The 19,279-nt window shown below is 35.2% G+C and carries 19 protein-coding genes; 8 read left to right on the top strand and 11 right to left on the bottom strand.

The genetic code is table 11. The annotated features are described in order from the left end of the window. Window position 1 precedes the first annotated feature (1 nt). The 3 genes from IEV84_RS03650 to rnpA all read right to left on the bottom strand — a co-directional run bounded on the left by IEV84_RS03650 (window position 2) and on the right by rnpA (window position 2,916). Complete coding sequence (locus tag IEV84_RS03650; protein ID WP_188492506.1) at window positions 2-805, bottom strand: OmpA family protein; 804 nt, start codon at window positions 803-805, stop codon at window positions 2-4. Continuing rightward, window positions 805-2,439 (bottom strand): S41 family peptidase, encoded by a 1,635-nt coding sequence (locus tag IEV84_RS03645; RefSeq protein ID WP_188492504.1) that lies wholly within the window; start codon window positions 2,437-2,439, stop codon window positions 805-807. Before IEV84_RS03645 ends, IEV84_RS03650 begins: the two co-directional genes overlap by 1 nt. A gap of 66 nt (window positions 2,440-2,505) precedes the next feature. Beyond that, window positions 2,506-2,916, bottom strand: coding sequence for a ribonuclease P protein component (gene rnpA, locus IEV84_RS03640; protein ID WP_188492502.1), 411 nt, complete (start codon window positions 2,914-2,916; stop codon window positions 2,506-2,508). Between the two features lie 123 nt (window positions 2,917-3,039). Here rnpA and IEV84_RS03635 point away from each other — a divergent pair, with 123 nt between their 5' ends. The 7 genes from IEV84_RS03635 (at window position 3,040) to IEV84_RS03605 (ending at window position 12,109) form a co-directional block, all read left to right on the top strand. Continuing rightward, window positions 3,040-3,774: a lysophospholipid acyltransferase family protein gene (locus IEV84_RS03635; protein WP_188492500.1), complete on the top strand. Its 735-nt coding sequence runs from the start codon at window positions 3,040-3,042 to the stop codon at window positions 3,772-3,774. A gap of 14 nt (window positions 3,775-3,788) precedes the next feature. After that, window positions 3,789-4,775, top strand: a complete 987-nt coding sequence (locus IEV84_RS03630; RefSeq protein WP_188492499.1) for an acyl-ACP desaturase — start codon at window positions 3,789-3,791, stop codon at window positions 4,773-4,775. 166 nt (window positions 4,776-4,941) lie between these two features. Further along, window positions 4,942-5,595, top strand: coding sequence for an HD domain-containing protein (locus tag IEV84_RS03625; RefSeq protein WP_188492497.1), 654 nt, complete (start codon window positions 4,942-4,944; stop codon window positions 5,593-5,595). Window positions 5,596-5,730: 135 nt separating this feature from the next. Then, the gene (locus tag IEV84_RS03620; protein WP_188492495.1) at window positions 5,731-6,159 is read left to right on the top strand and encodes a hypothetical protein; all 429 of its coding nucleotides are present in this window, start codon (window positions 5,731-5,733) and stop codon (window positions 6,157-6,159) included. Window positions 6,160-6,316: 157 nt separating this feature from the next. Continuing rightward, window positions 6,317-7,399 (top strand): efflux RND transporter periplasmic adaptor subunit, encoded by a 1,083-nt coding sequence (locus tag IEV84_RS03615; RefSeq protein ID WP_188492493.1) that lies wholly within the window; start codon window positions 6,317-6,319, stop codon window positions 7,397-7,399. Window positions 7,400-7,422: 23 nt separating this feature from the next. Then, window positions 7,423-10,665 (top strand): efflux RND transporter permease subunit, encoded by a 3,243-nt coding sequence (locus IEV84_RS03610; RefSeq protein WP_188492490.1) that lies wholly within the window; start codon window positions 7,423-7,425, stop codon window positions 10,663-10,665. Further along, entirely contained in the window at window positions 10,658-12,109 is a 1,452-nt protein-coding gene (locus tag IEV84_RS03605; RefSeq protein ID WP_188492488.1) for a TolC family protein, read from the top strand. The genes IEV84_RS03610 and IEV84_RS03605 overlap by 8 nt, the downstream gene beginning before the upstream one ends. A 143-nt stretch (window positions 12,110-12,252) precedes the next feature. Here the strand turns inward: IEV84_RS03605 and IEV84_RS03600 are convergent, their stop codons facing one another. The 8 genes from IEV84_RS03600 to IEV84_RS03565 form a co-directional block, all read right to left on the bottom strand. Next, window positions 12,253-12,651, bottom strand: a complete 399-nt coding sequence (locus IEV84_RS03600) for a hypothetical protein (protein ID WP_188492486.1) — start codon at window positions 12,649-12,651, stop codon at window positions 12,253-12,255. Window positions 12,652-12,715: 64 nt separating this feature from the next. Further along, entirely contained in the window at window positions 12,716-13,498 is a 783-nt protein-coding gene (locus tag IEV84_RS03595) for an enoyl-CoA hydratase/isomerase family protein (RefSeq protein WP_188492484.1), read from the bottom strand. Window positions 13,499-13,507: 9 nt separating this feature from the next. Next, window positions 13,508-14,923 (bottom strand): sensor histidine kinase, encoded by a 1,416-nt coding sequence (locus tag IEV84_RS03590; protein ID WP_188492982.1) that lies wholly within the window; start codon window positions 14,921-14,923, stop codon window positions 13,508-13,510. A gap of 122 nt (window positions 14,924-15,045) precedes the next feature. Beyond that, the gene (locus IEV84_RS03585; protein ID WP_188492483.1) at window positions 15,046-15,603 is read right to left on the bottom strand and encodes a CopD family protein; all 558 of its coding nucleotides are present in this window, start codon (window positions 15,601-15,603) and stop codon (window positions 15,046-15,048) included. Between the two features lie 15 nt (window positions 15,604-15,618). After that, window positions 15,619-16,632, bottom strand: a complete 1,014-nt coding sequence (hemH, locus tag IEV84_RS03580; RefSeq protein WP_188492480.1) for a ferrochelatase — start codon at window positions 16,630-16,632, stop codon at window positions 15,619-15,621. 146 nt (window positions 16,633-16,778) lie between these two features. Further along, window positions 16,779-17,645 (bottom strand): helix-turn-helix domain-containing protein, encoded by an 867-nt coding sequence (locus tag IEV84_RS03575; RefSeq protein ID WP_188492479.1) that lies wholly within the window; start codon window positions 17,643-17,645, stop codon window positions 16,779-16,781. Between the two features lie 136 nt (window positions 17,646-17,781). Beyond that, the gene (locus IEV84_RS03570; protein WP_188492477.1) at window positions 17,782-18,321 is read right to left on the bottom strand and encodes a YceI family protein; all 540 of its coding nucleotides are present in this window, start codon (window positions 18,319-18,321) and stop codon (window positions 17,782-17,784) included. Between the two features lie 16 nt (window positions 18,322-18,337). Further along, complete coding sequence (locus IEV84_RS03565) at window positions 18,338-18,706, bottom strand: hypothetical protein (protein ID WP_188492475.1); 369 nt, start codon at window positions 18,704-18,706, stop codon at window positions 18,338-18,340. A gap of 148 nt (window positions 18,707-18,854) precedes the next feature. Here IEV84_RS03565 and IEV84_RS03560 point away from each other — a divergent pair, with 148 nt between their 5' ends. Continuing rightward, on the top strand, window positions 18,855-19,244 hold the full coding sequence (locus IEV84_RS03560) for an OB-fold protein (protein WP_188492474.1): 390 nt from the start codon (window positions 18,855-18,857) through the stop codon (window positions 19,242-19,244). The last annotated feature ends 35 nt before the right edge of the window (window positions 19,245-19,279 follow it).

Here is a 19,279-nt window from a genome sequence, read left to right as displayed (position 1 = left end):
ACTAAATCTTAGTGATCAGGAATTCTACTCTTCGATCAAATTCATCTCCCCTGCCCAGAGGAAATTGATTTCCCAAACCTTTATAAATCATTCTTAAACTGCTCACGTTTTTAGAAATTAAATACATAAAAACACTTTTAGCCCGGTTTAAAGACAATTTTCTTTCCTTAGTTGCCCTGTCTATAGCATCTTTGTAATAATCAGGCGTACAACAAACATGACCCCGAATTTCAAACTCAATTTTTTTGTTCTTCTGAAGAATTTCTGCAATTCTATCCAGTTCTTTTTGAGAAGCCACTGTAAGTTTACTGCTTCCCAATTCAAAAAAAATATTTTCCAGAAAAATTCGGTCTCCTACCTCATGTTTATCCTGAAAAGACGTGTAAATCCCTTTTCCGAAACTATTTTTCTTTACAATCAGCAAATCAACCCGTCTGTTTTTAGAGCGAATATCCTCTAAACTTCCTCCCGAATAATCATCTAAAAGTACCCGCCCTTTGCCTTCAACAATTACAATTTTGCTTTTATTAAATCTATTGGCAACCAAAATACTTTTTACTGAATTGACTCTGTTTTGAGATAATTTCAAATTATAATCGTTATTGCCCCGATCATCACAATAACCGTAAATCTGTATGGTTTCGACTGTCGCTGTATCAATTTTACTAACAAAATCAACCAACATTTGTTGCTGAACAGCATCAATATTTGATTTGTCAAATTCAAAATAAACAGTACTAATCTTTTTTTCCTGAGCAAATAGCCCAAAACAAAAAAAAGCAGTAATCAAAATTGATTTAAACATTAGATTTTCAGAATGTTTTTATAGGCTGCACCGTCATTCAAAATACCCACCGCTTTTTTTATCTCCGAATTGGTTTTCATATAATACTGATAAAAACCTTCCTGATATTGGTATCGTTTTATAATTTCTTCTAAAATCAAATCCTTAATTTCTTTCTGATGATTATCTAACTGACTGGCTTCACTTTTTTGAACAACCGCTAAAAGCTGTTTGTATTCGTTGATAATAGCTCCGTCAAGAGCCTCTTTTTTGGCTGCTGCCAAAGTGTTTTTCAACGCCTCTTCGGTTTCGGTATCAAAAGATATTTGCTGATTTTTTAAATACTGTTTGAAATCCTGAAAATCAGCATCAGTAAAATTCGGAATTTGATTACCTAAGTTTGGATTTTTATAATAATACACCGTGGCATAATTAAAAATAGCATCGTTTTTAATCAGCGCATTCGCAATCACACTTGTTTTTGATTCGTCTAATTGCACATCGGGCAAAATACCTCCCCCATCATAAACCGTTCTGCCTTTTCGGGTTTTAAACGAATTGTAATTGGTTTCTTTAGTGCGTACAGCCAATCCGTTTTCTTTATGAGCATAATCCAATGCCTGAATACAGCGTCCCGAAGGCGTAAAATATCGGGAAATTGTAACTTTCAGTTGGGTATTATAGGTTAAATCAATTGGTTTTTGAACCAAACCTTTCCCAAAACTTCTGCTGCCTATAACTACGGCACGGTCTAAATCCTGTAAAGCTCCCGAAACAATTTCTGATGCCGAAGCACTTTTGTCGTTCACAATAATCACTAATGGAATTTCTAAATCTACAGGATCTGCAGCAGTTTTATAAATATTATTGTGTTTTTCGTTAATGGACTTTGTGGTCACAATCACTTCATTTTTAGGTACAAACAAATTGCAAATATTAATGGCTTCGCCTAAAAGTCCGCCCGGATTGTTTCTTAAATCCAAAACAATACGCTCAGCGCCCTGTTTTTTAAGTTCTAATAAAGCTTCTTTAGTTTCATTTGAAGCTTTTTTATTAAAACGACTCAAAACAATATAACCTGTTTTTTCATCAATTTTAGCATAAAAAGGAACCGATTTGATTTCGACTTCATCGAGTACAATTTGGGTTAAATTGGTTTTCCCCTGACGAATGTAACGAATGTCAATTTTAGTGTTTTTAGCACCTTTCAGCAATTGGGAAGCGTCCTCTTTAAAATCCGACAAAAAAACATCACCAATTTGAATAATTTCGTCTCCGGCTTTGAATCCCGCTTTATCTGCCGGGAAATTTTTATATACTTCACGAAGAATCAACTTGCCTGATTTTTGGGTAATCAAAGCTCCAATTCCGGTATATTCACCCGTATTGTTAATTTTAAACCGCAGCACATCCTGTTCGTTAAAATACACGGTGTACGGATCTAAACTGGCGAGCATTCCTTTGATGGCAGCATCCATCAATTCACCGGGATTAGTCTCGTCCACGTAATTGGTGTTCAATTCTTTAAAAAGCGTGGTGAAAATTTCTAATTGCTTGGCAATTTCAAAAAAATCGTCTTTGAAACTCACTCCAACATATAAAAATGCGGAAGCAACTACGGGAACCAGATATCTTTTTTGTAAAAGGCGAATCATGAGATAAATATATAATTGACTACTAAAATAGGAATAAATCAATAATAAAACTGACTATAAAGTTGATTATTTCAAAGAATCATCTTTCTTTTCCGAAGATTCTTTTGAGGTATTTTGAGCTACAAATTTCTCAAACAACTGAATGGTTTTGGTATTGATTTCTTCATACGACAATCGCTCTTTGGTTTGATAAAAAAACATAAAAGCATAGGGTTTATCTAAGTTATCCAAAAGAATATGCTTATTGAGACGATAGGTTTCACGAAGAATACGTTTGAAACGGTTTCTGTCAACGGCTTTTTTAAAGTATTTTTTAGAAACCGAAACACCCATTTTTATTTTTTCATTCTCGCTTAAAGAACCCGAATGATACACCAAACGCAAAGGGTATTTTGAAACCGATTTCCCTTCAGAGAACAACAATCCAATAGTGATTTTACTTTTTAGTTTTTCGTTTTTGGGATAGTTAAAGCTCATTTTTACAGGGAAAACACATATTTTTAGAGCACAAAGGTACAATTTAACACTTAACCTATTATTATTTAGGAATTAAATAGCACTAAAAATTTATTTCTTACTTTTGCAGCTAATTTTTTAAGAATGCAAAAACTTATTTCGTATCCAATATCCATAATTTATTATTTGTGTTTTGGACTTACGTTAGTGATTTTTCACCCTATTCAATGGCTTTGCCTGAATCTTTTTGGTTATCAGGCACACAAAAAAAGTGTCGATTACCTGAACTTTTTTTTGTTAAAATGCACTAACTTAGTAGGAACAACTTATACATTTGAAAACAGGGACATCATACCTCAGGGAGTTCCGTTGATTTTTGTGGCTAATCATCAAAGTATGTACGATATTGTGGCTATGATTTGGTATTTGCGACGATTTCATTGTAAATTTGTAAGTAAGAAAGAGTTAGGCAAGGGAATTCCAAGTGTTTCTTATAACTTAAGACATGGCGGCGGTGCCTTAATTGATAGAAAAGACCCGAAACAGGCCATTCCAGAAATAAAAAAATTATCCGAATACATCGAAACCAATAAACGTTCGGCGGTAATTTTTCCGGAAGGAACACGAAGTAAAACAGGGAAGCCTAAAGAATTTGCTCAAACCGGCTTAAAAATTTTGTGTAAAAATGCCCCTTCGGCTTATATAATTCCTGTGAGTATTAACAATTCATGGAAAATGGTAAAATTTGGTTTTTTTCCTGTAGGTCTGGGAAATCATCTTACCTTTGTAGTTCATAAACCTTTAAAAGTGAGTGAATTTAGCTTTCCTGAATTAATGGAAAAAACAGAAAGCGCAGTAGTAAAAGGAATACAATTTTAATATATATAAATAAAATGTCTATAAAAAACATTCGATTAGAAGTTATGCAGTTTTTGGAAAAAAACGTGACTGGCTATATGGATCAATATTTGATTCCGGTGGAACAAATTTGGCAGCCATCTGATTTTTTACCTAATTCTGAAGGCGATAATTTCTTAGAAGAAGTAAAAGAATTACGCGAAATATCTAAGGATTTACCTTATGATTTTTGGGTAGCTATGGTGGGTGATATGATTACTGAAGAAGCACTTCCAACTTATGAAAACTGGTTAATGGAAGTAGAAGGAGTTGATAACGAAGAGAGAAACGGATGGTCGGCCTGGGTACGTCAATGGACTGGTGAAGAAAATCGTCATGGCGATTTATTGAACAAATACCTGTATTTATCAGGGCGTGTAAACATGCGAGAGATAGAAATGACCACCCAACACCTTATCAATGACGGATTCGACATTGGTACCGGTAGAGATCCGTATAAAAACTTTGTTTATACCAGTTTTCAGGAATTAGCTACTTATGTCTCTCACAACAGGGTTTCGCAGTTAGCCAAAAACTATGGCGACAAAAAGTTGTCTAAAATGTGTAAAATGATTGCCGGAGACGAAATGCGTCACCACCACGCTTACAGCCATTTTGTAAGCGAAATTTTCAAAGTAGATCCTAGCGAAATGATGCTTGCTTTCCAATACATGATGAAAGCAAAAATTGTAATGCCAGCGCATTTCCTGAGAGAATCAGGTCAAAAAATCAGTTCGGCATTCGAATTATTTTCTGATTCTGCGCAACGTATCGGTGTTTATACAGCCAATGATTATGTGGAAATCATGCAAAAATTGATCGACAAATGGGAAATTGAAAAAATTAGCGGATTAACAGACGAAGCTGAAAAAGCCCGTGATTACCTGATGAAATTACCGGCAAGAATGGCTCGAATTTCGGAAAGATTAGTAATCCCTAAAGAATCCCATATTTTTAAATGGGTAGAGCCGGCGAGACTTTAGATTTCAGTCCCGATAGCTATCGGGAGCAGATTTTAAATCTTAGATTTATAATTGAAATTGATTTTTGAAATTGTCATTGCAATTAAAATACAATTTAGTTAATTTAAAATGTTGATTTTTGAAGTTTAAAACCTTTAAAAATCAACATTTTTTTTAAAACAATAACATGAACAACAACGACATTATCAGCAAAACCATAACTTTTGTAAAAGAACAACTCAATAATGCCGAAGGCGGTCACGACTGGTTTCACATCGAAAGAGTGTATAAAAATGCTTTATTAATTGCTAAAAATGAAAGTTGCAATTTGCAAATAGTACAACTAAGCGCTTTGCTTCACGATATTGCCGACAGTAAATTTCACAATGGTGATGAATCTGTAGGACCAAAAGTAGCACGGGAATTTCTGGAATCTCAAAATCTCACCGAAGAAGTTATCGTTCATGTTATCAATATCATCGAAAACATCTCTTTTAAAGGCGGTAATTTCGAAAAGAAATTCAGTTCCATCGAATTAGACATTGTTCAGGATGCAGATCGTTTAGACGCTATTGGAGCCATTGGAATTGCCAGAGCGTTCAATTATGGCGGATTTAAAAACAGAGCGCTCTACGACCCTAAAATTGCACCAAACACTAACATGAGTACTGAAGAATACAAACGCAGTCAGGCACCAACGATTAATCATTTTTACGAAAAGTTATTATTACTAAAAAACAAAATGAATACCGAAACCGGAAAAAACATCGCAAAGGAAAGACATCGTTTTATGGAAGTCTATCTGGCTCAGTTTTATGCCGAATGGGAAGGGGAAAAATAGTTGGCAGAAGGCAGTAGCAATTTGCACAATTCCGGGTTATTCAGCGAAGAATGAATGAGTTTCACCCATATTAACAAATATTTATTAACTAATGCTTGCCAGAATGCTTTAGTAGATATAGATTTGCAACATTAGATGAAGAAGGCAATACAACACATTATCCCTTTATGTATGCTGCTGTTATTTAGCAACAGTTCTTTATTTGCCCATACACTAACAAAAAAAGCTTTGTTAGCGAATTCAAAAGAAACAATATCGAAAGAAACCGCTAATCAAACTGACTTAGAAAATCTTTTTAACAATCAAACTGCTGTATCTGACGCAGTATTTGAAACTTACCATAAGAAAGAAATCCTTAGTTCTGACAATGAAGAAGAAGATTCAGAAACTATGGCTCCAAAAAAGTCTATAGAAAAACAATCTTACCAACTTTCTTTTTTCAAACAGCAGACGCTATCCGTTTTTATATCATACGTCAAAAAAACTCAGGCGTTCTGCAAAGAGCTTTCCTACCTACCCTCCCGTAATTCACTTTACATTATATTCGAGGTTTTCCGAATTTGATCCCAACTTTTTAAACAAACACATTAGCATTTATTTGCTTACACTCTATTTCTTATCTCTGTTCTGATTGAGATAAGCCAAATAAGGTGCATGGGTCGTTGTTTTTATTACTTCGACTTAAAAAATCATCCCATTGTTTTAAAAAGTTAAGAATATCATGAAAAAAAACGCAATTTTCATTGGTCTTATGACCGCGTTATGCACTATTGGTTGCAACTCTCATAAAGAAGAAAAAAAAGAAGAAAGCACATTTAATGTTACTAATCCTGTGGCAATGGACACTTCTCTTACTAAAGAATATGTGTGCCAAATTCACTCTATTCAGCATATTGAAGTTAGAGCTCTGGAAAAAGGATACCTTCAGAAAATTTTTGTAGATGAAGGCCAAAAAGTAAAAAAAGGTCAGGCATTATTCGGCATTATGCCAAATGTCTATAAGGCAGAATTACAAAAAGCAAAGGCCGAAGGAAATGCCGCTTTAATAGAATACAAAAACACCAAACTTCTTGCTGACAACAAAGTAGTTTCGGCAAACGAATTGGCTATTTCTAAAGCCAAATTAGACAAAGCCAATGCCGAAATAAACTTAGCCGCAACTCATCTTGGCTTTACTAATATCAAAGCTTCATTTGATGGTATCGTTGACCATTTATTGGCTAGAGAAGGAAGTATGCTTGAGGAAGGCGAATTATTAACTTCTCTTTCTAACAACAGCAAAATGTGGGTGTATTTCAATGTTCCTGAAGCAGAATATTTGAATTACATCATGAGCGCCGATAAAAATAAAAAGCAAAAAGTGAATTTGCGCATGGCAAACGATATGCAATTCAATCAATCCGGTATTGTAGAAACTATTGAAGGAGAATTCAATAACGAAACCGGAAATATTGCCTTTAGAGCAACATTCCCAAATCCGCAAGGTATTTTAAGACACGGAGAAACAGGAACAATTTTAATGACTGTTCCGCTTAAAAATGTGTTGCTTATTCCACAAAAAACAACTTTTGAAGTTTTAGATAAACGTTATGTTTTTGTAATTGATAAAAACGGAATTGTTAGACAAAGAGAAATTACTATTGGAGCTACTTTAGAAAATTTATTTGTAGTAAAAAAAGGTCTGAGTGCTAATGATCATATTCTGTTAGACGGACTACGATTGGTAAAAAACAACGAGAAAGTAAAATACAATGTTGAAAAGGCTAAAAAAGTATTATCACATCTTGATGTTTACGCTGAGTAAAAAACCCTTTAAAAAAGAACAAAATGTTTAAAAAATTCATTCAAAGACCGGTCTTAGCGATCGTTATTTCGGTGATTATTGTATTTATGGGGTTGCTTGCCATTAAACAATTACCCATTTCTCAATTTCCGGAAATCGCACCAACAACAGTAAATATTTTTATTGCCTATCCGGGTTCCAGTTCGGATGTATTGGTAAAATCAACATTAATTCCGCTGGAAACAGCCATTAACGGAGTTCCCGGAATGCGTTACATTGCCTCCGATGCAACCAGTGCGGGAGAAGGAACCATACGTGTTATTTTTGAACCGGGAACCGACCCCAACGTCGCCGTAATCAGGGTAAAGACAAGGGTTGACCAAGTAATGCCTTTATTACCAGATTTGGTACAACGTGAAGGAGTTATCATTACTCCCGTTCAGCCAAGTATGTTGATGTATGTTGATTTGTACAGCAAAAAAGGACATGAAGTAGACGAGAAATTCCTTTACAACTATGCTTATACCAACATGCTTCGCGAAATACAGCGTATCAACGGAATTGCCAGTGCACAAATTTTAGGAAGCCGTAAATATGCTATGCGTATTTGGTTAAAACCGGACAGAATGCGTGCTTATAATATTTCTGCCGAAGAAGTAATGAAAGCCATGCAGGAACAAAGTATTCTGGCAAGACCAGGAAGACTTGGACAAAGTTCCGGAATAAAATCACAATCGCTGGAATATGTATTAACATATAGAGACCGATACAGTGAACCTCAGGAATACAAAGACGTGATTATTCGAGCCAATGCAAATGGAGAAGAAATCAAATTAGGAGATATTGCCAATGTAGAATTAGGAAGTGAATTTTATGATATTTATGATAATTTAGACGGAAAACCATCTGCTTCTATCGTTTTAAAACAAACGCTGGGAACTAATGGTAGTGATGTAATTAGAGACGTAAAAGCCAAACTAAAAGAACTGGAAAAAGACCTTCCGCCGGGAGTAGGTTATAAAATTAGTTATGATGTATCCAGTTTCTTAGATGCTTCTATCGAACAGGTTTTAGACACACTTAGAGATGCTTTCGTATTAGTATCAGTTGTAGTATTCCTGTTTTTAGGAGACTGGCGTTCGACATTGATTCCGGTTATTGCCGTACCGGTTTCGTTAATCGGAGCCTTTTTTGTAATGCAAATTTTTGGTTTATCTATCAACCTGATTACCTTATTTGCATTAGTATTAGCCATTGGAATTGTAGTCGATGATGCGATTGTCGTCGTCGAGGCTGTCCATGTAAAAATGGAAGAAGAACATCTCTCACCCTACAAAGCTTCAAAAGCGGTTTTAGGTGAAATTGGAGGAGCAATTATTGCAATTACTTTAGTAATGGTTTCTGTATTTATTCCTATTTCGTTCATGACAGGACCAGTTGGAGTATTCTATCGTCAATTCTCTATCACCATGGCGGGATCAATTATTATTTCTGCCGTAGTTGCTTTGACGCTTACGCCTGTACTTTGTGCGATGTTATTGAAACACAACCACGGTCCAAAGAAAAAATCGCCTATTGACCGATTTATTGACTGGTTCAACAAAGGATTTGAAAAATTGACCGGACATTATGTGGGCATTTTAAAATACATTGTGAACCGAAGAGTAATTACTTTCGGAATTCTAATTGGATTTAGTGTTGCCACTTATTTTACAAATCAAACTCTTCCTGCCGGATTTATTCCAAGTGAAGATCAGGGAATGATTTACGCCATCATTCAAACACCTCCGGGAACAACATTAGAGCGTACTAACGATGTTGCCAAAAAACTAACACAAATTTGCGAGAAAATTGACGGAGTAGCTTCTGTTTCTTCTTTGGCTGGTTATGAAATCATGACTGAAGGTCGTGGATCGAATGCCGGAACTTGTATGATTAACCTGAAACCTTGGGACGAAAGAACGCATTCCGTACAAGAAATCATGGAAGAATTAGAAAACAAATCCAAAAACCTGGGTGCGGTTATCGAATATTTTGAACCGCCGGCAGTACCTGGATTTGGTTCATCAGGAGGTTTCTCTTTGCGTTTATTGGACAAAACAAATGGAACTGATTATCAGGAATTCCAAAGAGTAAACAACGATTTCCTTGCTGCTTTAGAAAAACGAAAAGAACTAACAGGAGTCTTTACTTTTTATTCTGCCAATTATCCTCAGTTAAAACTGAATATCGACAATAAAGCAGCGATGCAAAAAGGCGTTTCTATTGGTAAAGCCATGGATAACCTGAATATTCTTATTGGTAGTACTTACGAACAAGGATTTATCAAATTCGGTCAGTTCTTTAAAGTGTATACTCAGGCAGCTCCTGAATACCGAAAAATCCCTTCGGATTTGGAGAAATTATTCGTAAAAAATGAAGCTGGAGAAATGGTTCCTTATTCGGCATTTATGAAAGTCGAAAAACAATTAGGACCAAATGAGATCACGCGATATAATTTGTACAATTCAGCTTCTATTCGAGGATTACCGGCTAAAGGATACACTAGTGCCGATGCAATTAACGCTATTAAAGAAGTGGCTCACATCAATCTGCCAAGAGGTTATGATATTGCCTGGGAAGGATTGTCGTATGATGAAGCCAACAGAGGAAACGATGCTTTGTACGTTTTTGGTATTGTATTGATATTCGTTTATCTGGTTTTAGCAGCACAATATGAAAGTTTTGTATTGCCATTTGCTGTATTGTTATCATTACCTGTGGGATTCTTTGGTTCATTTGCCTTATTACAATTAATGGGATTATCAAATGATGTGTATGCCCAAATTGGAGTCATCATGCTTATTGGATTACTCGGTAAAAATGCCGTATTGATTGTAGAAGTCGCCGTCCAGAAACGATCCCAAGGAATGAATATTGTGGATGCTGCGATGGAAGGTGCTAAACTGCGTTTCAGACCTATCCTGATGACCTCTTTTGCCTTTATTGCCGGACTTATTCCGTTAGTTATTGCTACCGGTGCGGGAGCCATTGGTAACAGAACCATCGGTGGATCGGCTATGGGAGGAATGATTATAGGAACGCTGTTTGGTGTTTTTGTCATTCCGGGATTGTATTACGCATTTGCAAAAATGAGCGATGGTCGCAGTCTGATTCAGGATGAACATCATGAATCAGTAACCGAAGAATTCATGAAAGCGAGCGAAGGAGAAAGCAAACTCCAATTACGCCTCAAAGCCATGAATAAACAATTGAAAGAATTAATAAAAAGAAACAACAATGAATAATGTAATTTTCAAATATAGCAACATAAGGTCAGTACTAGCGCTGACCTTATCCTCCCTATTATTTCAAAGCTGTGTACCAACAAAAACAATTCGCGATGAAAAAAAGGATTTACCGGAACAATTTCAAAACGTAGTTTCAAAGGATACGACCAATTCTGCCAACATGAAATGGAAGGAATTCTTTAATGACCCAAAACTAACCGCACTTATTGACACCGCTCTTGTAAACAATCAGGAACTGAATATTATGCTGCAACAGGTTGACATTGCTAAGAATGAAATTCAGGCCAGAAAAGGAGAATATTTACCATTTGTAGGCATTCAGGCTGCTGCCGAAGTAGAAAAAGTGGGACGTTACACCAGCCAGGGTGCTAATGATGCCAATACCGAAATTAAACCCGGTCAAGAATTCCCTGAGCCACTACAAAATTACAAAGTGGGTGCATTTGCAACCTGGGAATTAGACGTTTGGAAGAAACTCCGCAATGCAAAAAAAGCTGCTGTAATGGAATATCTTTCTTCTGTAGAAGGAAAAAACTTTATGGTTACCAATTTAATTGCTGAAATCGCCGATTCGTATTACGAATTGCAGGCTTTGGATAATAAACTGGCTATTCTGACACAAAACTTAGAGTTACAAAACAACGGTTTGAAAACCATTCGTCTTCAAATGCAGGCAGCCAAAGCAACTGCTCTTGGTGTACAAAGACTGGAAGCGGAAGTGTTCAAAAACACCAGCGAATTGTACAACGTAAAGCAGGATATTGTGGAAACCGAAAACAAATTAAATTTCTTAGTAGGTCGTTCTCCTCAACACATCAACCGCGATTCAGATCGTTTTATTGATCAAAAAATAGATACTATTTATGCCGGAATACCTTCTCAGCTCTTAACCAATCGTCCTGATATTAGACGGGCGGAATATGAATTGCAGGCCGCCAAACTGGATACAAAGGTTGCCAAAGCTAATTTTTATCCGTCATTTACGTTAAGAGCTGGTGTAGGATTAGAGTCGTTCAAGACAAAATATATTACTACAATGCCTGAATCATTATTATATGGTCTTGCTGGCGATATGGTAGCGCCATTAATAAACCGAAATGCAATTAAAGCAGCTTATTATAATGCTAACGATAAGCAATTACAAGCGATTTTTGATTATGAAAAAACCGTATTAAATGCACATATCGAAGTGTTAAATGGTTTATCTAAAATTGATAATTTAAAGAAAAGCTACGAACAAAAAGAACAGCAAGTAGTAGCTTTAACTAATTCAATTGAAATTACCAATAAACTTTTCAGTGCTGCCAGAGCTGATTATATGGAAGTTTTATTAACGCAACGCGATGCTTTAGAATCGAAATTGCAACTGGTAGAAACCAAACAAAAACAATTGACTGCTAAGGTAAACATGTATAAATCCTTAGGCGGCGGATGGAATTAATTGCCATTTTGCAAAATTTAATATTATTCAAACCCTAATTACGCAACAAAGCCACTCTGTAATGGAGTGGCTTTGTTATTTAATACCGAAAATATTTAGCTACTGCAACAACTGATTACTAAAAACTGAACACTGAACACTTTTTAAATTCCCTTCTCTTTCATTTCCAGAATCACATCCGAAGCACTTTTAAAAGTAGGTGCCTGCTCCGTAATACTTCCTGCCCGTTTTTTATTCAGTTTAAAAACCACATCGTTTTCTGTAGTAAATAACAAAGCACTTAAAAAAGGATTATTCATATACGAAAACAAAACAGGATAAGTATCCTCCAGACTATGAAAACTCTCAATTTCTTCAGTTTTATATCGGGCAATGACAGACATTTTCATCATATCATTTTCCAGCAAAACCGGACGAACATAAACATTCTTAATTTCGGTATCGCCAATGGTTTTTGCTAAAGTTAATTTAGCAAATGTTTTATCCTGAATACTTTGTTTCACTCTTTCCCAAAAAAGGGCAAATATAGGCTCGTATGACATTTTATTTAATTATTTATTCTGTAAACTGCTACTGCTTTCTGCAAACTGAACACTGAACACTAAACTACTCTCCTGTAAAAACTGCTTTTCTTTTTTCTAAAAAAGCTTTGGTACCTTCTTTGAAATCTACTGTTCCAAAACATTTCCCAAAAGATTTTATCTCGGTTTCAAAGCCATTTTCGCCTTCTTTATAATTAGCATTAACCGCATTAATTGCCATACCAATCGCTGCCGGAGAGTTTTTAATTATTTTTTGTGCTATTTCATTACAGTAGGGTAATAATTCCTCCTGCGCTACTACATAATTCACTAAACCTGTTCGGTAAGCTTCCTCAGCAGTAACCATTCCTGCGGAAAGTATCATTTCTAAAGCGCGTCCTTTACCTATTAATTGCGGCAAACGTTGTGTTCCCCCATATCCCGGAATTATCCCTAATGACACTTCAGGAAGCCCCATTTTAGCAGTATCAGATGCTACACGAATATGACAGGCCATAGCCAATTCTAATCCACCGCCAAGAGCAAAACCGTTGATGGCAGCAATAACAGGCACTCTTAAATTTTCAACAAAATTAAATAAGGTATCCTGTCCCTGTGCAGCTAACTGTACTCCTTCTTCAACCGAAAAACGAGCAAATTCAGCAATATCAGCTCCCGCAACAAATGCTTTCTCACCACTTCCTGTTAAAATAATGGCGCGTGTATCCTGGTTTTGTTCCAATTCAGAAAAAGCGTGATGCAGTTCCTGAATAGTAAGTTTATTTAAAGCATTTAATTTTTCAGGACGGTTAATGGTAATAGTTGCAACAGTATGCTCTTTTTCAATCAAAATATTTTTGTAGCTCATGGTATTGATTTAAGAGTTAATAATTGGGAGAGCAACTGTAAAACAAGTTCCTTTTCCATATTGAGTATCAAAGACAATTGTCCCTTTATAGTTTTCAATAATATTTTTTATAATACCTAATCCAAGTCCCATTCCACTGCTTTTTGTGGTAAACTTTGGTTCAAAAATCCGATTGATATCTTCGGCTTTAATTCCTATTCCATTATCTTCAACCAGAATTAGCACATTATTGGACTCTTTTTTCACAGTTACTTTTACTGTTTTATTTTCCTGTTCTTCAGGAATGGACTGAATGGCATTTTTAACTAAATTAGTAATAATTCGGATAAGTTGTGTTCGATCTATTTTAGAAATTATTTCAGGAGAATCACTTTCAAAAATAATATGTTCCTCATTAAAAATATCCAAAGCTAATTCGACAACCTCCACCACATTCAAAGTCTCATTTTGTTGTGCCGGCATGGAAGCAAAATTTGAAAAAGCCGAAGCGACAGCAGTCATGGTATCAATTTGCTGAATTAAAGTTTCGGAGTAATCCTTCATCTTTTGCAAAATATTAGGATCGTCCGGATTAAATTTTCGCTGAAAACTCTGTACCGTCAATCGCATCGGTGTCAATGGATTTTTGATCTCATGCGCCACCTGTTTTGCCATTTCGCGCCAAGCTTCTTCCCGCTCACTTTGCGCTAATTTAATGGCACTTTTTTCCAGTTCGTCCACCATTTGGTTATATGCTTTAATCAATAAATTGATTTCTTTACTGCTGGCAGTGAGTAAAATCTTTTCGTTTTTTTGATTCAAACTGGTTTCATTCAATTTGTCTGAAATGGTTTTCAGTGATTTTGTAATATAAGACGAAAGAAAATAAGCCAGAGCAAAAGCCACAATTAACATAAAAGAATACACCTGACCTAAACGAAGTAAAAAGCTGTTTAATTCCCTGTCATAAAAACCATCGTCTTCCTGATAAGGTAGATTTAATACCCCCAATGGCTTGAATTTATCATCTTTTATTTGGGTAAACGACGACCTGTTCTTTATTCCGTTAATGGTTTTGATATCCTCATAACGCTTTTCAATCGAAGAACGAACTAATTTAAGAATGTATTTAGGAATAGGTGCTGCCGTTTTATCTACTGAAAAAGATTCTTTTGAGGATTTCAAGAGTTTGCCTTCTAAATCATAGACATTGATTTCAGTATTATGAATATGCGCTAATTCATGAATTTTATCCTTAAAAATCAACTCCAGATTTTCAGTTGTCAGCGGATAGGTAGTAGTTGAAAGTACATAATTGATATGTTCCCGAACCGCATTTTCCTTACGTTCTAATCGTTCGCGATGGTACTCTTTGGCTTCATTTTTAAATTGAACAATAGAAATTGAGGCCAATAAAATCGAAGAAACAATTATCACTACGATCATCGAAAGAAAAATTCGAACTCGCAACGAAAGCATGGATAATTTGAAGATTTTCAGCATTTTTTAGTGTTCAGTGTTCAGAATTCAGTATTCAGTATTCAGTTTCAGCTTTGAACCGAATACTGCTACTTTTTACTGTTTTTCTCTCTTATTCTTTTATAAAATTTAAAGCCCAGCATAATTAAAACCGAAAACAATACAATCCCGATTACACCGTAAATCCAGTTGACGGCATTTTTTAAAATTACTAAAAAAACCACTGCAAAAAGAATGATAGTAGCTCCTTCATTCCACAAACGCATAAAATTGGTTGTGTATTTTACCTCATCATTTTGCAATTGTTTAAATATTTGCTGGCATTTTAAATGATACAAATACAACACAAAAACAAAGCCAAGCTTTACGTGCATCCATGGCATTTGCAACCAGGCATTACCCATTTCTGTAAAAAACAACATCCAAAATGCAAAAATACTGGCTAAAATTGCCGAGGGCCAGGTAATTATATACCACAGCCGATAACTCATAATTTTGAATTGTTTTTGCAATATTTCTTTTTCGGGCGAAGGTTTATCGGCTGCTTCAATTTGGTACACAAACAAACGTACAATATAAAACAAACCCGCAAACCAGGTGATGACAAAGATTAAATGCAGGGATTTTAAGTAGTTGTAATATTCCATTAAAAGTCTATTCTCTTATTTTGCCCAATCATTTATCCAATTCCCAACTGTTTGACACCATTGATCGTCATCATTCAAACACGGAATCGCTAAGAATTCTTCACCACCGTTTTCTTCAAATTCTTCTTTAGCGCGCATAGCAATTTCTTCTAAGGTTTCTAAACAATCGGATACAAAAGCAGGAGTTACTACCGCTAATTTTTTGATTCCTTTGGCAGGCATTTTATTGATTTCAATATCGGTGTAAGGTTCCAGCCACTTATCACCTGCTAATCGGGATTGAAACGTCAGGCTGTATTTATCCTTAGGAATTCCTAATTGTTCAATTACCAGTTTTGTAGTTTCATAACACTGATGACGGTAACAAAATTCATGTGCCGGCGAAGGCGTATTACAACACGAACCGTCTATTTTACAATGGGATTTGGTCACATCAGTTTTACGAATGTGACGCTCCGGAATTCCGTGATATGAAAACAACAAATGATCATAATCAAAACCATCTAAATGCTTTTTCATTGAATCAGCCAGATTTTTAATATAATCGGGTTTATTATAAAAAGCCGGAACATCCGTAAAGGTCATTTGAGGGAATTTCTTTTTGCGAATTTCTTCTGCTTTCACTAAAATCGTCAAAGTTGAAGCCATTGCATATTGTGGATACAACGGAAAAAGCAATACTTCAGTAACACCTTTATCGTGCAATTCCTGTAAACCTTTTTCGATGGTCATGGTTCCGTAACGCATAGCCAGTGCCACAGGAACATTAACCAATGGTTGTACTTTTTGCTGCATTCTTTCTGAAAGAACTACTAAAGGCGAACCTTCATCCCACCAAATTTTGGCATAAGCGTGTGCTGATTCTTCAGGTCTTTTTCTCAAAATAATACCTCTCACTAATAAAGCACGCAACAAATACGGAACATCGATTACGTATTTGTCCATTAAAAATTCGTCTAAATATGGCTTTACATCTTTGGGAGTTGGACTTTCCGGTGAGCCTAAGTTTACTAATAATACGCCTTTCATATTTTGTTTTTTTAACCCTGTCAGGATTTTAAACGCTGACAGGGCTGTGTGTTTAAATTTTCGTCAAAAGTAGTACAAGCCACTTTTTAGAAACATGATAATTGTTATTTTTTATTTATGTTTTGATATATAAAACCAATACTGTTTTACATATTTGTATTTATCGACATTAAATATTTCTTTGGTGTAGTTCCAAATTTCTTTTTGAAAGCGGCAATAAAATGGCTTCCGGTGCTGTAACCTATTTTCAAACCTACTTCGTTGACATTATAAGAACCACTGTCGAGCAGTTTTCGGGCATAATCCATTTTGTAATCAAACAGAAAACCATAAACAGTATCGCCATAAATTTGTTTGAAACCCATTTTTAGCTTTTTCAAATTCAGTCCAACCTGATCGGCTAATTCCGGCAATCCGGGAGGTTCGGCCATATTAGCAATAATAATTTCCTTGGCTTTCTTGATTTTCAGTACGTTTTCTTCATCAACTAAAAATGGACATTGTTCTGCATTCGGGTCTTCATTTCGATTAAAAAAGAGACTTAACAATTCGTATCCTTTGCCTTTGTAATACAAATTTTTGATGGAAGGATTCAAATTATAATGAAACATCTGGTTCAAAACAATAGCCATCGACGGACTGATATCACTCTCGTTATAATACTTTTTTTCCTGATTTTCTTTGCTTAAAAACGGAATATGCTCGGCATCATTGGTGAACAATCCGTGGAATTTTTTAATGGAAACAAATATGGAAATCAGCCAGGTTTTAGGCGCAATTTCTACGTTAAGAGGCAATTCTTTTTCGGTATTATAAAACAGTAATGCTTTTTCTTCTTTTAAATTCAGCACATAATTACCCTGATTAAAAATGTAGTTAGCGCTACCTTTTAAGCCAAAATGAAATTGTATCAAACCCAACTGTACAGGACGTTGAAAAGTTAAAACCTCATCAGTATTATTTTGAAAACGAATTAAAATAAAATCGTCGTCAATTTTTATTTCTTCCTCCATTTTTTTGATTTAATTAATACAATGTATCGATTGCCGTTTTTTTAATTGAACGTCTTTGGTCTTTCAAAATTAAATCTTTTTGATGGTTTATTACAACTTCGGTCTAAATTTATAAAATCTTTATTGTTTTGGTTTCTTATTTCAACAAAGCGCTAAGTTGAATATTTATTTTATTGGACACTTTATTCTTAACCACCGCCGGAATCGAAATGTCAAAATCGCTGGCGTTAACCGAAAAATCAGCATGCAAATTAATCCCGGAATTCAACTGACTTATTTTTGCTAAAACACTAATACCAACTGTTTTTCCGTGCAATTCCAGTTGGCCATTGATATTAAAATTCTTAGGCGTTGCCGTTAAATTCTGAACATTAAAATTTTGAATTTTTCCTTTAAAAATAGCTTTCGGATACTTATCGCTTTCTACATAATTTTCATTAAAATGTTCTTCCATCAAAGCTACTTTAAACCGAAAACCTTTCATCAAAGCTAAACTGGCAATTTCTCCGGTTTTAGGATTTAAAACCAGAGTAACGTTGTTGTTTGTTGCTTTAACCTCTTCGAATGAAGGAACCGAAGCTTCAAATGTAATCACCGCCGATTTGCAAATTAGTTTTTCCTGAGCAAAACCCATTGCTGATATCCAAAACACAGCTATTAATATGATTTTTTTCATGTTATAATTTTTAAAATTATTCTTCTAACAATCCGTCCTGTTGCCATTGCGCTACAATATCAATTGTTGTCTGAGGCAATCGTGGTCCTCCCTGAGGCATCAACAAACTATTGCCATTATTCAAAGAAATTCTATTGAGCAATCCCCGGTTTTGAATGGCATTTTTTACCTGAGCATAAGTCACTAAAGACATGGGAGCTCCATTTACAGGTGTTGCCGCATGACAGGAAATACAATTATTATCAATAATTGACTTTACATTTTGCTTATAGGTAACAGCATTTTCATTAGGAATATCTTCCATCAAAGTATCCGGATTATCATTCGAACAAGCCATTAAAAAGCCAGAAAACACCAGCAGCGAAAAAAGATTTTTTAGTTTCATAACAATTGGTTTTTTAGATTAAAAGTTCATTGTAAATGATATACGTTGAAATTCCTTTTCCAGTTTTCACGAAACAATTCTTTTTTCAAGCAAAACCAATCTTTCTCTTTTTCCGTAGATAATTCTGAAGACCTAAACAACCCATCTTATGAACAAAAAGATACTATTCGGAATTTTAATCCTGCTGATAACTGCTATTGCAATCTATCATTACACCTATCAGGATCATCGGAATATTAGCACCGAAAAAGCGACTTATACCCTTACTATTGCTGTATTAGAAAAAGAATTTGCTAAAAATGACAGTCTGGCTTCAGCCAAATACCAGGATCAAACCATCGAACTCACAGCAAAAATTACTGCAATAGATATTGAGAACAAAGCAATTATCCTGGATAACAAACTCTTTGCAAGCTTCAATGACAGCTTATCCAAAGATATTTCTTCAGGTAAAAAAATTACCCTCAAAGGACGATTTCTAGGCTATGACGAATTACTGGAAGAATTCAAAATGGATCAAAGTTCCATTATTCACTAAAAAATTACTTGACTAACAAACCTAAATTATCATTT

This window comes from Flavobacterium palustre, from assembly GCF_014639535.1.
GTDB classification, from domain to species: Bacteria; Bacteroidota; Bacteroidia; order Flavobacteriales; family Flavobacteriaceae; genus Flavobacterium; species Flavobacterium palustre.
The sequence above is the reverse complement of the archived record's forward strand: the minus strand, read 5'-3'. Positions and strand labels throughout refer to the sequence as shown.